Genomic DNA, 21170 nt, shown 5'->3' with positions numbered 1-21170 from the left:
ATGGTCAATTTATTTAAAGTATAACCATTAATTTGGCTATCAATCTTAAGGAGAATAAGATGAAAGACAAAGAAAAGAAGATTATTGAAGCAGGTATGAGTCTTTTTGCTAAAAAGGGCTATTCCTCCACATCAATCCAAGAAATTGTTGATGCTTGCGGTATTTCTAAAGGTTCATTTTATCTATATTTCAAATCAAAAGAGGCTCTCTTACTGGCAGCCTTTAAATATCAATTCCAATCAATTCAATCAAAACTAGATTCGTTGAAGATCAAGGATTTAACGCCACGGGAGACATTTATTGCCCAATTAGTAGCACAACTGGAGGAAATTCAAAAAAACAAAGAATTTATTATCATGCAAATTCGTGAACAGACAATCCCGATCAATTCGGAAGTCGAGCTTTTCATTAGGAAAATCAGTGCTGAAATTAGCAGTTTTTATCATGAGTCATTAATAAAAATATACGGTTCGCCAATCAATCCGTTTATCTATGATTTAAACATCATTCTACAGGGCATTGTCCATTCTTACTTAAAGCTGATCATTTTCGATAAGGCTTCCTTTGATTTGCACAGGCTCTCACACTTTATCCTAAAAAGAATGGATGATCTTGCAGCAGGCTTTATCCGCTCAAATGAAGAGCCTATTTTAACCGCAGATTATGTGGAAAGATTGTCTGAGCTTTACCCTGAACCCGCTAAAGAGGATGTACTAAGAAAAATACATCATACGAAAGAGCAAATAGAGAATGAAGATCTAAAAATCACATTAGAGGTGTTAGAGGCTGAAATAGAAAGAGAGGACCCACGGATTCCAGTGATCTCTGGTATGCTGGGAAATCTAAAAAATGAGCCTGACTTAGAAAACGTAAAAACATTGATTGAAAAGTTTTTTCATTTGGGGAATGAATAAAGCTTAAAAGGGGACTTTCCCCTTTTAAGTTAAGGGTGGGAAACGATAAGCTCAAGCTTTCCTGAAAGAATGATGTCTGATGCATGAGAGGTGATAATAAAATGATCACCTTTCTTTATCGAAAGTATTTCCTGTTCGGACTTTATCTCACCTTGTCCATTTATGACACTGCATAATAAAAACGGTGCATGGCGTTTCACATGATAATTGGCTGAAACATCCCATTTATAAACAGAAAAGTACTTGTCCTCAATATAGGTTGTTACCCGTGCCGGGCCATGGTCATATGTATGAGGACTTGATTTATGGATGGTGTCAGGGACTGTTATGACATCAATTGCTTTTTTCAAGTGAAGCTCTCGTTTTTCTCCATTTTGATCCAACCGATCATAATCATAGACACGATAGGTCGTATCTGAGCTTTGTTGGGTTTCAAGCACCAATGTTCCTTCACATAACGCATGAATGGTTCCGCTTGGCACATAAAAAAAATCACCAGGTTTTATTTTTACTCTCCTAAGCAGTTCTTCCCAGCCGCCAGAATGAATCATTTGCACAAGCTGTGCTTTTGAACGGGCATGATGGCCGATGACCAGCTCAGCATCTTCCTGGCAATCAATAATATACCAGCACTCTGTCTTCCCTAATTCTGAATGTTCATGTTCCTTGGCATAGTGGTCATCAGGGTGTACCTGAACACTTAAATCCTTCTTCGCATCAAGGATTTTGGTCAATAACGGGAAACGATCTGCTTCATATTGATCAAAGAGCTCGCGATGATGATCCCAAAGCCAGCTTAGCTCCTTGCCTGCAAATAGACCGTTCTCGATGATACTGTTGCCATTTGGATGAGCGCTTATCGCCCAGCACTCTCCCGTTTGGTCGCTAGGAATCTCATAGCTAAATGAATCTTTTAATGCGGTTCCGCCCCAAATCCGTTCTTTAAAAACAGGTTTTAGCTTAAGCAGCCTGCTCATACGGTCTCCTCCTTTGTATAATATTCTCATGCTTGTGTCATTCTTTTGACCCGTTCTATGAATCTATTATGTAAAAATAATTTATCTAAAACGCTTTCATTATATCATAAAACGAGAGGCTGCTTTCGTTTGTTTTGCAAAATAGCATCCCATTTTTATGCGTACTCTTTTAAACCTAAAAAAAAGATTGCCTCAAAACAAAAGGTTAGACCTTTTTGAGACAACCTCCTTTTATAATATTGGCGAAAGCAATCGTGAAATTGATTCTTTAAATCGAATCAGTTTTGAACGCTGATCATAGTCCTCTAGTGTCAGCTCACGAGATAATGCGATATCGTCATGAAAGACATCATGGAGTTTTTTCGCAATCTCAGGATCATAAAGAAACGCATTGACTTCAAAATTTAATCGGAAGCTTCTCATATCAATATTTGCTGTGCCGACAGATGAGATTTCATGGTCAACGACAATTGTTTTTGCATGGATAAATCCATGATCATAAATAAATACTCGTGCACCTGAGCTGAGCATTTCTCCGACATAGGACAGCGTTGCCCAATAAACAAATGGGTGATCAGGTTTGTTCGGAATCATCAGCTTAACCTCAACACCAGATAAGCAGGCAATTTTCAAGGCATCAAGCAAGCTGGCATCAGGAATAAAATACGGCGTCTGAATGCAAATTGTTCTTTTCGCGGTAGATATCATTTTGATATAGCCGTGTTTTATTTGCTCCCATTCTGAATCAGGGCCGCTAGTGACAATTTGTATGCTGCTATCTCCCTTTCGCACCGGCTCTGGAAAATGCTCTGGCAAGTAAGGAATTTTCCGTTTATGTGCTGCCTGATTCCAATCTAAGATAAATCGGGTCTGCACAGCATATACGGCAGGACCCTGAATCCTTAAATGTGTGTCACGCCAATAGCCGAACTTCGGATCAAGCCCAAGATACTCATCACCAACATTAAAGCCGCCAACATAGCCAATTTGACCGTCAATGATGACCAATTTCCGATGATTACGATAGTTAAGGCGCAGGTTGATCCACCTTAGCTTTGATGGAAAAAACACTTCAACCTCTCCGCCAGCCGCTCTTAGCTTAGCAAAAAAGGAGCGCCGCAATCCTCTCGAACCCAAATCATCATATAAAATTCGTACCTTCACACCCTGCTTCGCCTTTTTCGTTAATGCCTCCAGAAGCTGCTTGCCAAGCTGATCCTTTTTAAAAATATAATATTGCAGATGGATATGATCCTTTGCCTGTTCAATATCCTCCAGCAGCTTCGCAAACTTTTTATTCCCATCAGTAAAGACATCAACAAGATTGTCTTTTGTTAACACCGCATCATTATTCATTAAATGCATATAAATAAGCTGCTTGTAATCTCGCTCGGTTTCATTGCGGAACTCAAATGTATCATTGCGAATTTGCTCCAATTGACTGCTTAACAACCGTTCGATTCCAAGCTTTTTCCGGTCCTCCCACTGGAACATGTGGTAGCGGCTTAAATTTTGCCCGAATAGGAGATAGAGGACGAAGCCCAGCAACGGGATAAAAAATAGCACGAGCAGCCATGCCCATGATGAGGATGCATCTCTTCGTTCACGAAAAATCATGACAACGGCAAAAGCGATGTTAAGAAAGATAATAATTCCTAGTAAAATTGAGATAATATGCATGTCTATTCCTCATTTGCGTCTGAATTAAGGGGTAGGAAACTGCCCCATGTTCAAAATTGTTTCATAAAAATGATCTCTAGTATATCCCACTCTGTACTCAATAGGAGTATACTAAGGAATATTCACTTATAGTTTCCCCCTATTAGTATAACGTGAAATAAAAGTTAAGGTAACTAGACTTGCCATTAAATGTTAATGTGAATCCAACAAAACTTTCCGTATTAAATTTTTTTGAATACACTGTGAGAACAATCTTTAGTATGATAAAATATCTCTTAATGAATTTTCAAAACATTTAATTTTCCATAGAGGTGAAAACAAGGAATGAATGAGTTAGCACAAGCATTAAATAATGCAATTAAAGAAGATAACGAATACGTCTATGATATGCTGTCCCAGCTTGGGAAAGAATTATTTTATCCAAAGGGAATTTTGAGCCAATCTGCGGAAGCAGGTAAAAAAGCTCATCGTTTTAATGCAACGATCGGGATCGCAACGGAAAACAATCAGCCGATGCATTTTAAACACATTCAAGACATGTTCGGTGATAAAGTAGCGCCTAAAGATCTTTTTCCTTACGCTGCTCCGCAAGGAAAAGAGGACCTCAGAAGCGCATGGAAGAAAAAAATTCTCGCTGACAATCCAAGCTTGAATGAAGAAGTAATGGGAACACCGATTGTTACAAATGCTCTAACACATGGTTTAAGTATTGTTGCTGACTTATTTGTTGATGAAGGCACTCCTGTTATCGTACCGGACAAATATTGGGGAAACTATAATATTACGTTCAAAGTTCGCCGCGGCGGAACAATGAATACATTCCCTCTATTTAATGAAGCGGAAGGCTTTAATGTGGCCGGCTTAAAAGAAGCGATTCAAGCGCAAAAGGCAGCTGGGAAAGTTGTCGTGTTATTAAACTTCCCGAACAACCCAACTGGCTATACACCTCTTGAATCAGAAGCACAGGAAATTGCAGCTGTTCTTAAAGAAGCGGCAGAAGATGGCTTAAACATTATTACACTGATTGATGATGCGTATTTCGGATTATTTTACGAGGATTCAATGAAGGAATCGATCTTTAGCTTATTAGCAGATGCTCACCCGCGCATTCTCGCGGTTAAAGTAGATGGGGCGACAAAGGAAAACTACGTATGGGGCTTCCGTGTAGGCTTTATCACTTATGCAAGCAAAAGCGCTGCGATTCTGAACGCATTGGAGCAAAAAACAAAAGGAATTATTCGCGGAACGATTTCAAGCGGTTCACACCCTTCACAAACAATTATTCTGCAATCATTGCAATCCAATGAGTTCCAAAATGAAAAACAACAAAAGTTTGAGCTAATGAAAAGCAGAGCCGATAAAACAAAAGAGGTTCTTGCAAAAGAGGATTACAAAAAATACTGGACTTATTATCCATTCAATTCAGGCTACTTTATGTGCTTAAAGCTTCACAACATTGATGCTGAAGAGCTTCGTGTCCACCTTTTAGACAAATACGGTGTTGGAACAATCTCAATCAACTCTACAGATCTTCGCATCGCCTTCTCTTGTGTAGAGGAATCTGATATTGAGGAATTATTTGATCTAATTGCAAAAGGTGCAGCAGACCTGCAATAAATAGAATGAGGCTGACCCAATTGGTCAGCCCCATTTCAATTTACGAGTTCTTGACCGAGATCGATTCACTTGTTAGCGTATCCCAGACAAGCCGGCCATCTACAGTAATAAGGTCACGTACAGATGGAAGAATCATGTCTGCCTCAGGCTCAAGGTGCTCCTTCTTGCTTGCTCCTGATAAAACGCCAATTGCCAGTCCTGCAGCCGCATTTTTTGCGAACAATATATCTACGATTGTATCACCAACCATCACCACTTCCTCCGGCATCAACTGAAATTGGCTGCAAAATGCCTCTAACATGAATGGATTAGGTTTTTTCTCATATCGATCTGATGTTCCAATAAACCCAAAGTATTGTTCAACTTGAAGCTTCTCTAAGCAGATTTTTGTTGTTTCATAATCATCTGCTGTTGCAATTCCTATTGCAACCCCTCGATCAGTAAGTCCTTGTAGTAATGATTTTAAGTCTGCAGCCGGTTGAATGTTTTCAACGTGATTCCTTGTTGAAGCCAACAATCTTTCCGTTGTCCACTCGTATAATGACTGAGAAGAACGGAAAACAAAACCATGTTTTTGAAGAATAGCCTCAAATGCATGAGTGATGTCGCGAGTTGTACCTGAAGCTAAAATACCATCAGCGGAAATGAGCTCCTCTTCAACCCCGATCGATTTTAATAAGTCCCTTTTCAAATCATCGTTCTTATCCGCTGCAACTTTAACTAATAACTGATCAACTAGGTCTAATGCAACGGGTACCCATATTGAATGAAAATCAATGAGAGTTCCATCTTTATCGAATAAGATTCCTTTTATTTTGTTCATCTTAATTTATACCAGCCTTTTCAAGTTGCTCTGCCCACGTTCAGATGACTGGTTGTTTTATCCTTTTATTCAACCCTCAAATATTTTTTTCGAGCAGGCTTTCCATTCTTATTTTCATAGTCTTCTTTAAATAAAGACATATTCCTCCTATCCTTTGCTGCCAACAGTAAATGTGGCTGAAGCAACAGCATCATAACCACTGCCATAGAAATAAACGAATTTATAGGTTGAACCTTCCTTGTATCGGTCTGGATATTTATTATCTTTTGGATTATACGTTACTTTAAAGGTTCCATTTTCTACTTTTGTATACATCCACCAGATGGAAGCTGGACCTCCCGGCTCTTCATTTACTTCATATAATCCGATCCAGTCACTTTGAGGAACTCGAGCATTTTCTACCGTGACTTCTACTGTATCCGCTGTTCCATTTAATGAGTCTTTTGATAAGGTGATCGATACTTCCTCCACTTCTCCTTGCAGGGTTTTACCTGTTGCTTTTAATGAAGTCTTACTTCCATTTCCATAGGCATCAAGTGCTTGTACTTCAAGCTCATATTTAGTATTAGGTTTTAATCCTTCAAGATTTAGCACTAACGGATTTGGCACAAAATCTTTATAGAATTCTGAAAAGGCAAGGAATTCCTTCTCTGCTTTTCCAGTCCCCAAGTTTCTGGCTACGATTTTATAATCATGGACAAGAAGATTGTCTTTCGCTTGGCTAAAAGCGATCGTTAATCCCGTTAAAGTTGGTTGGACGATCGTAAGCTTTGCATCTTTTTCAAAGTAGGGAGCCGTTTTATCCGCTCTTTTTTCAGTATAAAGGAACTTATTCTTATCGGCAGGAGAGCTAATAACAAACGGCTCACCTGTCCAGTCATTGTTATGGATATCACGACGTTTAATGATGACTTTGTTATAATATACCTCTACAATGAGAGCTTGATTAAGAAAATCAGCACCCTCAGGCACTTCCCCTTGAATTCTTCCAGCATCAAGCCATATATAAGAGCCTGTAGAAGTACCTACAGTTGTAAAATCTTTTTGATGAATAATTCTTGGATCATCTAATGGATAATGGGTGTGACCAGAAAACGTGATCGCCTGCGGATATTCCTTTAATGTGTTGTAAAAAAGATCTCTATTTTCTGAGAAGCCCCACTCACTACCATAAATCGTATCTTTAATTGGCTGGTGATGGAAAACAAAAATTGGTTTTTTAGGATCCTCGGCTTTTGCTTGCTTTAATTTTTCACCGAGCCAGTTAATTTGCTTTACGGAAAAAGTCCCCTCTGTATTTCCATCCTCAGTTCCGAGAATAATAAAATGATATCCTTTAATCACTTTATGGAAATAAATCGATTCCATCCCTGTTTTCTTAAAGAAAAGCTTTTGCGCATCAGCTACGGATAATCCATTCCAGTAATCGTGGTTTCCAATGGCCATTAAAGAAACTGCTTGTGGTTGTTTTCCGGCATTATATACAGACATAAATCGATCGTATTCTTCTGTAAATCCATTGTCAGTTAAATCACCGACAACAACGAAAGCATCTTGCTTAGGTACAACTTCATTCAACTGCTGAAGGGTATTGCTAAACTTCTGTATATCCTTCGTACCAGTCTTTTTAATATGTACATCACTTATGACAGGAAACACAAGAATAGGCTTATTGCGATGATCACCCTTCTCTTTATCATCAGCAGCAAAAACGGTTAAATTGCTCATTGGATTAACCAACGCCATTCCTAAAGAAAGCCCTGCAACCTTTGTTGTTCCCTCTAAAAATTTTCGCCTGGTAAATTTCTTTTCTTTTGATTCGATCTGTTCATCTTGAAATTCAAATTCATTTGCCACTTTTTAAAATCCCCTATCAAAAATTTTTCTTATGATAAATCTCTTTAAAAAAGAATGGATCTAATACCTTATCAATCTTTAAGGAGCAACACCCACCTAATTAGTTAATCTATTAATTAAGTACATATTATCGAAAGAATGTGCATTTATTGTGAATTCTATGTAAATTTATTCTAAATAAACATTAAATTTCAATTAAACACAACCAATTCAACATTTGCATATAAAAAACAGCCTCCCGCCATTGTTGGGAGGCTTATCATTCTGCTATTTTTACTTATTTATGATTTGGATTCCATTATTTATATACTTATCTCGGATTTTCTCACTTAAATTTGAATCCGTTATGATGGAATCAACTTGGTCAATGTCACATACTTTCATTAGCGAAACAACATCAAACTTGCTGCTGTCTGCAACAACAATTGCTTTTTGAGCCTGTTTTAACATTTGACTTTTTAATTGGATTTCACCTATACCATAATCTGTTAGTCCTTGTGTCAAAGAAACACCGCTCATACTCATAAAAAACGTATCAATAAAAAATTGAGAAATAAATTTTTCAGCCATATCTCCTACTAGACAAAGCTCTTGGTTTCTTAAAACTCCTCCAGGGAGAATGATTGTATAATTCGGCATCTCTGCCAACTCATTCGCAATGGGTAATGAATTCGTTAATATGGTCAATCGTTCGAACTTTTTTTTGAAAGCTTTAGCAATCTCAGTGTTCGTTGTACTAACATCCATTGCAATCGATTGGCCTTCCGAAACAAACCTTGTAGCGATCTCCGCAATCTCCTTCTTTTCTGCAGTATATTTCGTTTCACGCGTTGTAAAGGTCAACTCAACACTGTTTACCTCATCTAAGACGGCACCGCCGTGAACCCGTTTTAAATATCCTTCTTTTTCAAGATATTCTAAGTCTCTTCTTACTGTTTCAAACGAAACTCCAAAACGTTTTATTAAGGCCGAAACTTTCACTGACCCGTTTTCATTCAGGAGATCTAAAATATCATTATACCGTTGCTGTGCAAACATAGCCCCACTCCTATCACCTTATAACAATAAAATACAACTAATTGAAATAATTTACAACCATATACAAATAACTGTTCTTTATTTCATTTACATAGGATATGAAGAGTAGCACCAGTCCCCCTCCAAAGTACAAAGATTTTAGAGATTCCTTCATCAAGAAAAGCGCAAGCACCTTGCTCAGGCCAAGGGCAAATAAGGCGCTCGGAATAGAAGGTATTCTTTACCTTCTATTCCCGAGGGCTAGGAGTCGATGCTGGATGTCAAACGCTTTTCTGCTTCTGCCATTTTTGTTAAATCAATTTGGTTAGTTATTTATCAAGTTGTTCATAAAGTTCTTCCCACTGCCTCTCAAGTTCCTCCTTTTCTTTATATAGTTGTTGTAAATGCTCCAATTCTTGAATTTCCTCTAACCTTCTATCCAACTCTGAAATCTTTTGTTCTACCCTTTCTAAATCCTTTTCCACGTATTCATACTTGACATTCTTTTGATCTATCGTGTTCTTCAAAGCAGGTGCTTTCTTTTTATTTTTTTCTACTGTTACATGTCTCGTCCTGCTTTTTCTCAAGACCATCTTCTCCTTAGCCCAATTGTAGTTCCCTTTGAAACAATGAACTTCATTTGAGTCAATCCAATAAATCTTCTCAAATAACTTATTCAGGAAATAACGATCGTGAGAGACGGCTAATATCGTTCCGTTATAATCTTCAAGAGTTTCTTCTAAAACTTCTTGAGATTCAATATCTAAATGGTTAGTTGGCTCATCTAAAATGAGCAAATTAATGTCTTGATACATAAGTTGGGCTAAGCGTAGCCTCATTTTTTCCCCTCCACTGAGCTGAGAAACTTTTCGAAAAACCATATGGCCATAAAATAAAAACCTAGCCAAGATATGTCTTGCTTCCCCCTCTGTCACCCTGACCTCATTGCGAAATGCCTCAATGATTGTTTCATTTTCAATATCAGAAAAAATGTTTTGAGATAAGTAACCAATCTTTACGTTACTACCTAACCTTACTTCTCCTCCATCAGCTTGCAGGTGCCCCATAATAAGTTTGATTAAAGTTGATTTTCCCGTTCCATTCTCTCCGACAATAGCAACTCGTTCTTGATAAGTCACATGCATTTGGACTTTTTCAAACAATGGTTTTTCTCCAAAACATTTTGATATACCAGTAAGCATAATGACGTCATTTCCACTTCGATCAGAAGCATCCATCTCAAGATTCATTTTCTTTCGATTTAATTTGGGACGATTCAGTTTTTCCATTCTTTCTAATGCTCTTTCCATATTTCTCGCACGTTTATGAAGACCTTCATTAGGTGGATTGGCTCTGTTCGCCCACTCTCTTAGCCGTTTAATAGCTTCCTTCATTTTCTTTATTTTCTTTTGCTGCTCTTCATATGCTTGGAATTCTCTTAGAAGCCGTTCCTCTTTTTCTTTCACAAAGCCAGAAAAATCTGTAGGATAGCATTCAATTTCTCCATCCTCCAAATTCAATATTTTATTTACAACCTCATCAAGAAAATAGCGATCATGAGAAATGACGACAACCGTTCCACTATAATCTTGCAAAAAGCCGCCAAGCCATTCCACCGCCATTAAATCTAAATGATTGGTCGGTTCATCCAATAATAAAAAGTCTGGTTTTTTGAGAAGCATAAGGGCTAAGCCAACCTTCGTTTTTTCTCCGCCGCTTAATTTGCCAAATAAATTATCAAGTAGATCATGAATGTTTAGACCGTTAACAATTTTCTCAATATTTGCCTCGATTTCATATCCCCCTTTTAATGCAAAATGGTCCTGGAGATTCCCATAATCATCGATTAATTTTTGTAGTTTCTCTCCGTTTGTTTCCTTCCCCATTTCAACCTCAAGTTTCTTCATTTTTTCTTCTATTTGGAAAAGTTCTGAAAAAGCTGTTTTCAAAACATCCTTAGTCGTTGATTCTCCAGGAAAGTTTGGAATTTGCTCAAGATAGCCAATTTCAATTCCTTTTTTCCAATGTATTTGGCCCGATTCAGGTTTTTCTTCACCAGCTAGTAAACGAAATAACGTTGTTTTCCCACTTCCATTTTTCCCGACTAAACCAACCCGATCCTTTTCGTGAATTTCAAATGATATATTTTCAAAAATGGAAGTCCCACCACACATTTTACCTGCTTGGTATACACTGCATGCGATCATGTTCATTTTCCTCCTTGAATAAAAAAGTACACAAAAAACCATGGGAAGACACAACCTCCCATGGCTCAAAGAATTAGGACTTATGATGGCATGAAAAAAGAGAGCATGAAAAAGCTCTCCTTTACCTGTCCTGATATAATGTGGGTTAAGAGATGTTTTCACCGTTTTAGATTTGCTATTCAATTGCTAAAAAAGGGCATACGTATCCCGTTAACAATTGATGCAGCAAATTTTGCACGGTTAAGATATAAAAATTCCGTCCAGAAACCGTGCACTAAAACAGCTTGATTTAACATCCTTCCCCACCTCCGTTCATGATTATTCTCTTCCATTTTATTCCCTTTACTTTCATTTTTCAAGGGGGTTCCGACTACCATTTTAAGAAAATAATACAATTGTTAAGATTTGTGATTCAGTTTCACGGATCAATCGCAAAAAGGCAGTACTAAAAAACAAAACTGTTCAATTTTTTTATGGCTCAATACAAGAGGACTCGCCTATTGAACGATTAGTCTTTAGATATCATATTCATTTTTAAATTTGAAAATCTCATCAACAGCTTGGAGATATCCACCCGATTTTTGAAAGGATTCCCTCATATTTGCAACAGCTTTATAGAAAGATGGGTGGTTTAACACATGATCTGCAGCTTCATATAATTGATTTGCCGTCAAATTTTGCATTTGTAATTGAATACCTGCTCCGATTTTGGCAACTTGCCCGGCGATGATCGGCTGATCCGCACTTTGCGGGATAACAATTAGCGGTACCCCATAATAGAAACCTTCATTGGTACTGTTCATTCCTCCATGTGTGATAAATAATTTAGTGTATTTTAGTACTTCGGTTTGTGGAACGTAATTTTCCACAATGAAGTTTGAGGGGATCTCTCCCAATTCAACTATTTGGGTTTGATTCCCAATTGACATGACAACGGTATGTTCAGTACTCCCAAATGCCTTAAAACAAAGCTTATAGAAATCAATTGCTTGGTTAAAGACAGTACCCAGAGAAATGTAAATTAAGCTTTTTCCCTTGATTGCTGCAAGGTCGAAGTTTGCTTGCGATGATCGTAAAGAGATGGATGGACCTACAAATTTGTATGTTTGATCAAATGTTTCTCCAGAGGGTTGAAACTCCCTAGTTGTATAAATAATTGTGAGCGCTGCAGGATTACAAAAAACGTCAAAGGGAGACCGGATTTCAACATCATATTTTTCTTCAATAGTTGTTTTCAGGTTTTGATAATCATCATTTATCTTTTTTTCAATTTCTGTTGGGATATTTTGTGAAAGATGTTTCAGCATTTTATCAAATAATGCTTCTGTCTGTGCAAATGAGGTACATGAATTAATGGCCGGAAGTTTAAGTATTTGGGCAAGTAAACGTCCGCACCCAAACATGGAATCATGAATGATATAATCAAAATATTCCCCCTTGATTTGCTCCAGGACACTAGGTATCATGATATCTGCCGTACGCAAAAGACCATTGATTCTTTCGATTAAATAATTTCTTCCACCTGAGATAAAAGCTTGGATAAATTTTTCACCGTCAAATGTTCGTACAGTAGCTCCTGTCTTCTCAATACGTTCTCGAAAAGCTTCTGTCGTAAAGTACACGACCTCTTCTCCACGCGAAATAAGCTCTTGCACAACTCCAATCGTTGGATTGATATGTCCTTCTGCACCACCATTAATAAATAAAACGCGTGCCATTATAATCACTCCACTCCTTAAGTAACTGTTCAGCAGATTGTGACAGAGTCATTGGGAATTTCCCTACAAATGCTCAACTCGAGTATAATGAAATTAAATTCAATAGTATATCCCTTTGTAATTTTTATTGCATCAAAAGAGATCATTTCAGAGCAGTGCTATTCCAAAGTATACCCCTTCACTATATCTATTTTTTGTATAAATATCCAATTTAAGTTCCATCTGGCCCTTTTGTTGAATGAAACACCATTTTTCTCCTCTCATAAAAACAAAAAACACCCCGAAGGATGTTTTCATTTAGGTTTATATTAAGAAAGGTAGAGGTTCTAGTAGAATCCTAAGAGTCCTGATATGTTATTTAAAAATCACAACACTAACCTTTTTCTTATAACTTCTCCCCATTTGACGCAATCACATCTTTATACCAGAAGAACGATTTTTTCTTTTTGCGTTCCAATGTCCCGCTGCCGTCATCATGTTTGTCCACGTAAATGTATCCGTACCGTTTTGAAAACTCGCCTGATGAAGCACTGACAAGGTCAATGCAGCCCCAGCTTGTATAGCCCATTAAGTTCACACCGTCTTTGATGGCTTCACCCATGGCTTTAATGTGTTCACGAAGGAAATCAATGCGATAATCATCATTGATTGAGCCGTCTTCTTCGACTTTGTCGTAGGCTCCTAAGCCATTTTCGACAACGAATAGCGGTACTCTGTAGCGGTCATATAATTGGTTTAAGCTGATGCGCAGTCCCATTGGGTCGATTTCCCAGCCCCAATCACTTGCTTTTAGGAACGGATTCTTCACGCCTCCGATGAGATTCCCTTGTGATTTTTCAAGCTCTGTCTTCTCTTTTTTCTCGGTTCTGGACATATAATAGCTAAATCCGATATAGTCAACCGTTCCCTCTTTTATTAATTCCAGATCACCTTCTTGAATATCTAATTCAATTTGGTGCTCTTCAAAATAACGGTTAATGAACGCTGGATATTCTCCTCTTACTTGAACATCTGCACAGAAATAATTAAATAGGCGTTCCTCTTGGAGTGCATACATGACATTTTCCGGGTTTGAATCAAAAGAATAAACAGGTGCATATAAAATCATACAGCCAATTTTCGCGTCGGGAATGATTTCATGACACGCTTTTACCGCAATCGCACTGGCAACAAATTGGTGGTGGAATGCCTGAAATGTTGGCTGGTATTTGTCTTCCTCCTTTTGAATCGCGAACCCAAGCCCCTGTATCGGCATCACAAACCCGCTATTGATTTCATTAAAGGTCATCCAATATTTCACTTTGTTTTTATATCGATTGAAGATCGCATTCACATATCGTTCAAAGAAGGTAACAACTTCGCGGCTTCTCCAGCCGCCGTACTCTTTTACAAGATTTAACGGCATTTCATAGTGAGATATGGTGACAACTGGTTCAATTCCATATTTATGCAATTCATCAAATACACGGTCATAAAAGGCTAAGCCTTCTTCATTTGCTTCAAGCTCATTGCCATTCGGGAAAATTCTCGTCCAAGCAATCGACATACGGAAAACCTTGAATCCCATTTCTGCAAATAGAGCAATATCTTCCTTATAACGATGATAGAAATCAATCGCTTCATGGTTTGGATAGCTGTATTTTTCACGGTCGATTTCAAAATTAAAGCCAGGAGTTTGTAAAACGGCAAGTCTTTCTTTTCCGCCTGGAAGAACATCAGCAATATTTAATCCTTTATTTCCTTCACCAAAGCCGCCTTCAATTTGATTGGCAGCTGTTGCTCCTCCCCATAAAAAGCCTTTCGGGAATTGAAATGGTTTCATTAAATTACCTCCCAATATCTTCAACTAATAATGATTAGCATTTGTTTGTTGTGTAAATTTATAACCATTTTTTCTTTCAAAGAGACTATATTAGACATCTTACCGGTCAGAAAATGAATCGTAAATAATTCAGGTATATCTAGTTAATCGTAACAACGGAAGTGATTTGTTTCTTAGACGTAACACAGTGTAACTTAGGATGCCATTGTGCTAAAATGAATGAATAATTACTCGGTTAAACAAGCCTGTTGAGTTCCGCTTTAATCAACAATGAATATTAACATAGCTATTTTCAAAAGATTGCTATTTTTAATTTAGTGCTTTACAACCAGGATTAGTGTAAGTTTTTGACGATTTATCTTCGTAATCGAGATTTTATCTTCAAAATGTAAAGTGAATAACCCCGTTCTAAATTTAGGACGGGGTTAAAAATATAGTTGTTTTATTTTGGAAGAAAGATCTTTCACTACACTATAAAAATTTAGCAATAAGTCGTTTTAAAATCTAAGTATTTTTATCTTTTTCAGTAATCTATTAACTTACTATTTTTGAATGATCCCATGCTTTTAGTTTTTCTAAAGAAGTTTTGTAATAATTGGTGAGAACCTGAAGATAATCTTCTCCTTTAACTGCTGTAAAAGGATTTGGACCTTCTGCCATCATCTCCATAATGATTGGCCCAGTATAATTTATTTCATGTAATGCCTCTATCTGGGCTTTTATATTGGCATGGCCATTTCCTATGCCTTGACGATTGGAATCTGCTACATGATAAACACCCAACTTACTTCCTGCTTCTCTTAATGCGTCAATCGGATCCGCTTCTTCTATATTCATATGATAGGCATCTAATAGAACAAATAAATTCGGGCTATTTACAGCATCGATTAAGCATAAAGCTTCTTGATTGGTTACAATTTGATGGTTTTCATAGCGATTTAACACCTCAAATACTACTTCAATGTTTAAAGCTTCTGCTTTCTCCATCACTGTTTTAGAACTCTCTACAAGAAGCTGCCAATCCTTATCAAGGTCTCCACATCCAGCTGTTTTACCTACATCTCCATGTAAACAGATTCTATTTGCACCTAAATCGCTCGCCCAATCTAATAAGTCTAAAAAGTATTGTACTGCTTTTAATCTCGTATCTTCATTCGCACAAGAAATATCCACATTATCAGGCGTAACAGATAAGACCTTTAACTCATATCTGGACAATATATTTGCTAGTTCTTTCGGATCCTGTGTTAAATCTCCTTGAACCTCTACGCCATCTACACCAATCTCTTTCGCTATTTTACATTTGTCTTCAACAGAAATATCCCCAAACGGCCATAAACATAAACCATAATCTCTGCTCATTTAATTTCCTCCCAACTAATGATCTCTTATTTAATTAAATCAATTTATATATGAATGAGTTTCTTTATAAACTGTCTTGCTCTTAGAGCGTTTTCAAACGGGTTAGCAATTGCTGGATTTTGTTCTGCTTCTACAATAAGCCATCCTTCATACCCATAATCGTCCACTATCTTTAATACGCTTTTAAAATCGACCTTTCCGTCTCCTGGTATCGTGAAACACCCTTCTAAAACTGATTTTCTGAATCCAAAGCCGGCTTCTATTGCCTCTTCAATTTTTTCTTTGCGAATATCCTTTAAGTGAACATGACCAATACGTTTTCCAAACATCTTCGCAGCTTCTCTCGGATCTTCATTCGAAAATGCAAAATGTCCGGTATCAAAACAAAGGGAAACATACTCGGGATTTGTGTGGTCCAATAATCGTTTCGTTTCATCTATAGTTTGAACAATGGTAGCCATATGATGGTGATAACATAAAGTAAAACCTCTATTTTTCGCTATTTTTCCGAGTCGTTCTAGACCTGTGCATAACATATCCCATTCTTCATCTGTTGCCATTGGCTTATTCTTCCCAAACATTGATTGTTCTGAAGCAAATAAACAATGAGTTAATTCACAAACATTAATTCTATTCGCGCCAACCTTTTCTAAAAAGTCTAGCGTTTTCAAAAACTCTTTTTCATTTTCTTCATATGAAGATGAACAAAGATACGAACTAAACCATTGACTTGCTATACGAAGTCCCCTTACTCCTAAATATCTCTTTAATATATCAGAATCTTCAGGAAATTTAACGCCGACTTCCGTTCCCTCAAAACCAGCAAGTGCTATTTCACTAATACACTGTTCAAACGTATTATCACGGCCAAGTTCAGGCATATCATCATTGCTCCACCCGAGTGGTGCAATTCCTAAATGTATTTTGTTATGCTCGAACATCTCTTTTTACTCCTTCTTATTTGTAGAAATACTATACTCCAAAGACCACTATGATACTTTTGGAACTTTTGATTTTTTCGATGTTATTTCTTCTTCAATTTCCTCTAATGTTTTACCTTTTGTTTCTGGAACAAACTTCATGACAAATAGGAATGCTACTATACCAATCTTTTTGGAACCCTAGGCCAAGCCTAGGGTTTTCTTTTTCATAAAAATAATCCACCTATACGGTGGATCAATATTTTTACGATTGTTCAGCAACCTTCACAACTAACGGGTGATCTGGTGCTAAGTCTGCGATTTCGCTAAATGCTGCGGCTGCTCCCTTTTCTTCAACCATTTCTTTAAGTGTCAGTGATTCCTGATCTTCCTCAGAAACAAATTTAAGGGCTGCTACGATCACATTCACTAAATGCTGTGGCACTTGATCGAATTGCTTCATGTATTCAAGTGCTGGTGATACCAAACGATCTTTCGCGCCAAGCTTGCGAAGCGGGGCCCGGCCGACACGTTTCACGTCGTCAACGATATACGGGTTGGAAAAACGGCCGATGATTTTTTCAATGTATTTCTCGTGTTCACTTTGATCAAAACCATATTTGGCTATTAGAACCTTGCCCGTTTCTTCAAGTGTGCCTAACACGTTTTGCTTGATCGATTCATCACTGATTGCTTCAGCAATGGTTTCATACCCTGCTGCATTTCCAAGATAGGCGGTTGATGCGTGGCCTGTATTAACAGTAAATAGTTTTCGCTCAATATACGCCTGCAGATTATCGACAAAAAGTGCTCCCTTCATTTCAGGCTTTGCCCCTTTCAGTGCAGTGGAGTCAATGACCCATTCGTGGAATGGCTCAACTAACACGTCAAGCGGGCTTTCATTTTGCTGATTCGGTACAATCCGGTCTACCGCTGAATTTGGAAAACCAACATGCTCCTGTACCCATGCTGCTTCCTCTTCAGTTAATGCTTCAAGAACATGTTTTTTCAGCTCGCTGCTTCCGCCAACCATGTTTTCACAAGCAATGATATTAACAGGCTGACTAGCTGCTTGCATTCGTTTTTTTAGCCCTTCAGCAATAAGTGGAGCAATAAATTTTAAAATATGCGGTCCTACCGCTGTTGTCACAAGGTCAGCAGTTGCAATAGCTTCAATCACAGCCTCTGGGTGTTGCTGGCTGTTAATCCCTGAAACCCCGTTAACCTGAAACTCTTGTTTTTGTTCATTAGCTAGAATGACGCGATATGCTTTTTCCTTATTGATTTCATTAATAAGCTCTGCATTAACATCAACAAAAGCTACATCATAGCCAGATTGCTGCAGCAAAAGACCGATGAAGCCTCTGCCGATATTTCCGGCTCCGAAATGCGTTGCTTTCACCTTAGTTCACCTCGCTAAGGAGTTGAAGAATTTCCTCTTTTGATCCAGCTTGGACTAATTTCTCAACATTTTCTTCCTCTGAGCAAACAATCGCGATTTTCGAAAGAATATCTAAGTGCTCATTGCCTTTACCCGCAATACCGATTAAGATTTTGACAATATTGCCGCCGCCAAAATCAACACCTTCTGGAGCTTGGATAACGGAAAGACCTGATTCCAGAACCGCTGCTTTTGCTTCTTCAGTACCGTGAGGAATCGCGATGAAGTTCCCCATATAAGTAGATGACATTTCTTCTCTTTGAAGCATAGCCTCAATATATTCTGCTTTTACATAGCCGCGGTCAACAAGAATTTGGCCTGTTGCTTTAATCGCTTCTGTTTTATTTGCTAATTTTTGATTTAATAGGATATTCGCTTCATTTAAAATACTCATCGTTTATACACTCCTTAATTGTTGAACAAAGTTTTTAAAATAATGTTGACTGATTGCTTGAATTAAGCTGCTTTTAGACGCTGTTTCAAACATTTCAATACTTGCTTGGGATTCAATAATGCTTGCACTAATAAAGCTCATAAGCTCAAGCTGATCAGGCGGTGCCTGTTCTGGTGCCAGCAACAATAAAATCCGGCTGACGGTGATCATTTCATTATCCATTGCTTTTAATGTCATAGGTGTTTTCAAATCAATGGTATGAAAGCTTGGCTGAGTGATCACCGCGCTTCTTGTATGAAACAGAGCGAGCTTTGTGCCGGGAATCGCTAATCCCCCGATTTGCTCGCGTTGCAGCAATGCTTTAACTAGCTCAGCACGATTTGTAATAAGTCCTTTACTTAACAGTTTGTCACAAACAATATGCAGAATTTCCTTTGTCGTTGCTGATTCATCAATCTGAAAAGTTTCCATCTTCTCTAGTAAATCAACTAAAAGTGCTGATTGACCAATAAATGTTTTATACTGCTCAAAGCTTATATCGATTTCCGTATTATAGTCAGGCTGTGCATCTTGCTTCGCATTTGCTAAAATCAATCCCTTTTTATGAATATACTCTTTTATCAAATCCATCTCATTAGCGGTTAAAATCGGGCTGACAAGCAAATAATCTGCTGATATGTCTTCTATCGGGATTGTCGAGAGAATCATATCATAGTCATTAACGTCCATATCCTGCAGCTCAAAGGCTGAAACATTTTTAAGCTCGGCAATGTCCGGGAATTGATTTTTAATCTGTGTTGCCAGCATCTTCGAGGTTCCGATCCCGCTTGAGCAAATAATTAATGCCTTTAATTTCGTTCTTACCTGCTGCTCATTGATCGCGGCCCCGAAGTGCAAAACGAGATAACCGATTTCTTCTTCAGGTACAGACTTAAACGGAAACACAGCAGCTGCCGCTTCAGTAATAATCTGAAACAACTCTTTATAATCCCTTTTAATCTCAGCAAGAAGCGGATTTGTAATTTTCATCCCTTGCTTCAACCGATAAACGGCAGGCTGGAGATGGGCTAATAAGCCTTGAAACAAGGATGAATTGTGCGACAAGCTCATTCCCGAGAGTTGTTCAACCTGCTCGATTAATCGTCTGACCAAATAGGCAATTTCTACATTTTCATCCTCGATATCCACTTTACCTTCGAAGCGCAGCTTAGCTCCCCGCAAATGCATTGTGATATAACCGACCTCTTCTTCCGGTATCGCTATTTGAAAGGTTTCTTCAAGCATTTTCGCGATTTCTTCGGCAAAGTGAAATTCTTTTGAAGCCCTAAGCTGTGTTAAATATTCTGTTTTAATTGTAATGTTCTCACCGCGCTGGATCCGTTCCATTGCTAACGCAAGATGAACAACCAATCCGACATATGAGCTATCAGCTAAAGGATAGGGAAGCCGGGAATTCATTTGATTAATCAGATTCTCAATTATCAACAGCTTTTCTTTTTGCACAAGACCTAAAAGCCGCTCTGAGATCGAATCAATTTTATTGGATGATTTCCTTTCAATATTTTCCTTGACCATCTTTAAAAAGTCAGGCACATCAAACTGATTGGAAATCAGACTGCGAATCGCTCTGCGCTTTGCTTCCTCAGAGCCTATCAATTCAATTCCATAGCCTCTTCTTCTAATAAGTGTTAAGCCATATTCTTGAACAAACGGCTCCATTCGATCTAAATCATGACTGATGGTTGCCGTTGTTACACCTAAATCACTTGCCAGGGTTTGCAGCTTTATTGGCTCATGCTGATCTAATAGTGTGCAAAGAGCAATCATCATCCGCTCATCAGGTGTATATTCTTTGTAATCCAGCTTTTGAATCGCAATTCTCAGCTCATGTAAATCCTTCTCACTGCCAACGATTTTTATGCCAATGCCGGCTCGCTTTACAAGCTTTAGCTGAAAATCGTCTAGCAGCGGCTCGATATTTTTTAAATCGCGATGAATCGTACGTTCGCTGACATCAATGTGATCAGCGAGTTCTTTAATTGTCACTTCCTGGTTTGCCTCATCCAATAAAAATTGCAGAATAAGACGTTCCCTAGCCGAAACAATCATAATGATCAACTCGTTTCAAATGAGTTATTGACATACTTTAATTATAAGGGTGAGAGAATCTATGAATCAAAACAATGAAAACGCGTTTTTTTCAAAAGAGTTCCTGACATTTTTTAATTAATAGAATAAAAGCGTAAGCGCCTCGTTCAGCCTAGGGCAAATAAGACGATTTAGAATAGAAGGCGCTCTTTGCCTTCAATTCTAAATTGGCTAAACCCTAGAGGGGCTAGGCGCTGGCAGTCAAAAACGCGACGTCCTGTCGCACTGACTGCACTTGCACATCCTGTGCTTCGGAGCTGGATGTCAAAGCGC

17 protein-coding genes are annotated in these 21170 nt (G+C 38.1%); 2 read left to right on the top strand and 15 right to left on the bottom strand.

The annotated features are described in order from the left end of the window. The first annotated feature begins 59 nt into the window (after window positions 1–59). Window positions 60–914 carry a TetR/AcrR family transcriptional regulator gene (locus tag Q1B07_RS14830; protein WP_299093674.1) on the top strand — a complete coding sequence of 285 codons (855 nt, stop codon included), beginning with the start codon at window positions 60–62 and terminating at the stop codon, window positions 912–914. A 29-nt stretch (window positions 915–943) separates the two neighbouring features. Here Q1B07_RS14830 and manA read toward each other — a convergent pair whose 3' ends face one another. Then, on the bottom strand, window positions 944–1891 hold the full coding sequence (manA, locus tag Q1B07_RS14825; RefSeq protein ID WP_299093673.1) for a mannose-6-phosphate isomerase, class I: 948 nt from the start codon (window positions 1889–1891) through the stop codon (window positions 944–946). A gap of 231 nt (window positions 1892–2122) precedes the next feature. Next, a complete protein-coding gene (gene cls, locus Q1B07_RS14820) occupies window positions 2123–3571 on the bottom strand; it encodes a cardiolipin synthase (protein ID WP_299093671.1) in 1449 nt (482 codons plus the stop codon). 324 nt (window positions 3572–3895) lie between these two features. On the opposite strand from cls, the gene Q1B07_RS14815 reads away from it, so the two are divergent. After that, on the top strand, window positions 3896–5188 hold the full coding sequence (locus tag Q1B07_RS14815) for an aminotransferase class I/II-fold pyridoxal phosphate-dependent enzyme (RefSeq protein WP_299093669.1): 1293 nt from the start codon (window positions 3896–3898) through the stop codon (window positions 5186–5188). 40 nt (window positions 5189–5228) lie between these two features. Here the strand turns inward: Q1B07_RS14815 and Q1B07_RS14810 are convergent, their stop codons facing one another. The 13 genes from Q1B07_RS14810 to Q1B07_RS14750 form a co-directional block, all read right to left on the bottom strand. Continuing rightward, entirely contained in the window at window positions 5229–6011 is a 783-nt protein-coding gene (locus Q1B07_RS14810) for an HAD family hydrolase (protein ID WP_299093668.1), read from the bottom strand. Between the two features lie 147 nt (window positions 6012–6158). Then, window positions 6159–7868, bottom strand: a complete 1710-nt coding sequence (locus Q1B07_RS14805) for a metallophosphoesterase (RefSeq protein ID WP_299093666.1) — start codon at window positions 7866–7868, stop codon at window positions 6159–6161. Window positions 7869–8141: 273 nt separating this feature from the next. After that, window positions 8142–8906, bottom strand: a complete 765-nt coding sequence (locus tag Q1B07_RS14800; RefSeq protein WP_299093665.1) for a DeoR/GlpR family DNA-binding transcription regulator — start codon at window positions 8904–8906, stop codon at window positions 8142–8144. Between the two features lie 308 nt (window positions 8907–9214). Further along, window positions 9215–11092, bottom strand: a complete 1878-nt coding sequence (gene abc-f / locus Q1B07_RS14795; protein ID WP_299093664.1) for a ribosomal protection-like ABC-F family protein — start codon at window positions 11090–11092, stop codon at window positions 9215–9217. A gap of 179 nt (window positions 11093–11271) precedes the next feature. After that, window positions 11272–11388 carry an RAxF-45 family protein gene (locus Q1B07_RS14790; protein ID WP_299093685.1) on the bottom strand — a complete coding sequence of 39 codons (117 nt, stop codon included), beginning with the start codon at window positions 11386–11388 and terminating at the stop codon, window positions 11272–11274. Between the two features lie 219 nt (window positions 11389–11607). Beyond that, window positions 11608–12810 carry a macrolide family glycosyltransferase gene (locus tag Q1B07_RS14785; RefSeq protein WP_299093662.1) on the bottom strand — a complete coding sequence of 401 codons (1203 nt, stop codon included), beginning with the start codon at window positions 12808–12810 and terminating at the stop codon, window positions 11608–11610. A gap of 385 nt (window positions 12811–13195) precedes the next feature. Further along, the gene (locus Q1B07_RS14780) at window positions 13196–14632 is read right to left on the bottom strand and encodes a glycoside hydrolase family 1 protein (RefSeq protein ID WP_299093660.1); all 1437 of its coding nucleotides are present in this window, start codon (window positions 14630–14632) and stop codon (window positions 13196–13198) included. Between the two features lie 534 nt (window positions 14633–15166). Further along, on the bottom strand, window positions 15167–15994 hold the full coding sequence (locus Q1B07_RS14775) for a sugar phosphate isomerase/epimerase (RefSeq protein ID WP_299093658.1): 828 nt from the start codon (window positions 15992–15994) through the stop codon (window positions 15167–15169). Between the two features lie 44 nt (window positions 15995–16038). Then, a complete protein-coding gene (iolE, locus tag Q1B07_RS14770) occupies window positions 16039–16935 on the bottom strand; it encodes a myo-inosose-2 dehydratase (protein ID WP_299093655.1) in 897 nt (298 codons plus the stop codon). 48 nt (window positions 16936–16983) lie between these two features. After that, entirely contained in the window at window positions 16984–17097 is a 114-nt protein-coding gene (locus Q1B07_RS14765; protein ID WP_299093684.1) for a hypothetical protein, read from the bottom strand. Window positions 17098–17179: 82 nt separating this feature from the next. Further along, the gene (locus tag Q1B07_RS14760; protein WP_299093653.1) at window positions 17180–18316 is read right to left on the bottom strand and encodes a mannitol-1-phosphate 5-dehydrogenase; all 1137 of its coding nucleotides are present in this window, start codon (window positions 18314–18316) and stop codon (window positions 17180–17182) included. 1 nt (window position 18317) lies between these two features. Then, the gene (locus Q1B07_RS14755; protein ID WP_299093651.1) at window positions 18318–18749 is read right to left on the bottom strand and encodes a PTS sugar transporter subunit IIA; all 432 of its coding nucleotides are present in this window, start codon (window positions 18747–18749) and stop codon (window positions 18318–18320) included. A gap of 3 nt (window positions 18750–18752) precedes the next feature. Next, entirely contained in the window at window positions 18753–20858 is a 2106-nt protein-coding gene (locus tag Q1B07_RS14750; RefSeq protein ID WP_299093650.1) for a BglG family transcription antiterminator, read from the bottom strand. Between the last annotated feature and the right edge of the window lie 312 nt (window positions 20859–21170).

Origin of the sequence: uncultured Metabacillus sp. (genome assembly GCF_947503125.1) — a bacterium.
Lineage (GTDB): Bacteria > Bacillota > Bacilli > Bacillales > Bacillaceae > Metabacillus.
Note: the sequence above shows the minus strand (reverse complement) of the source record. Positions and strands in the feature narration are given on the sequence as shown.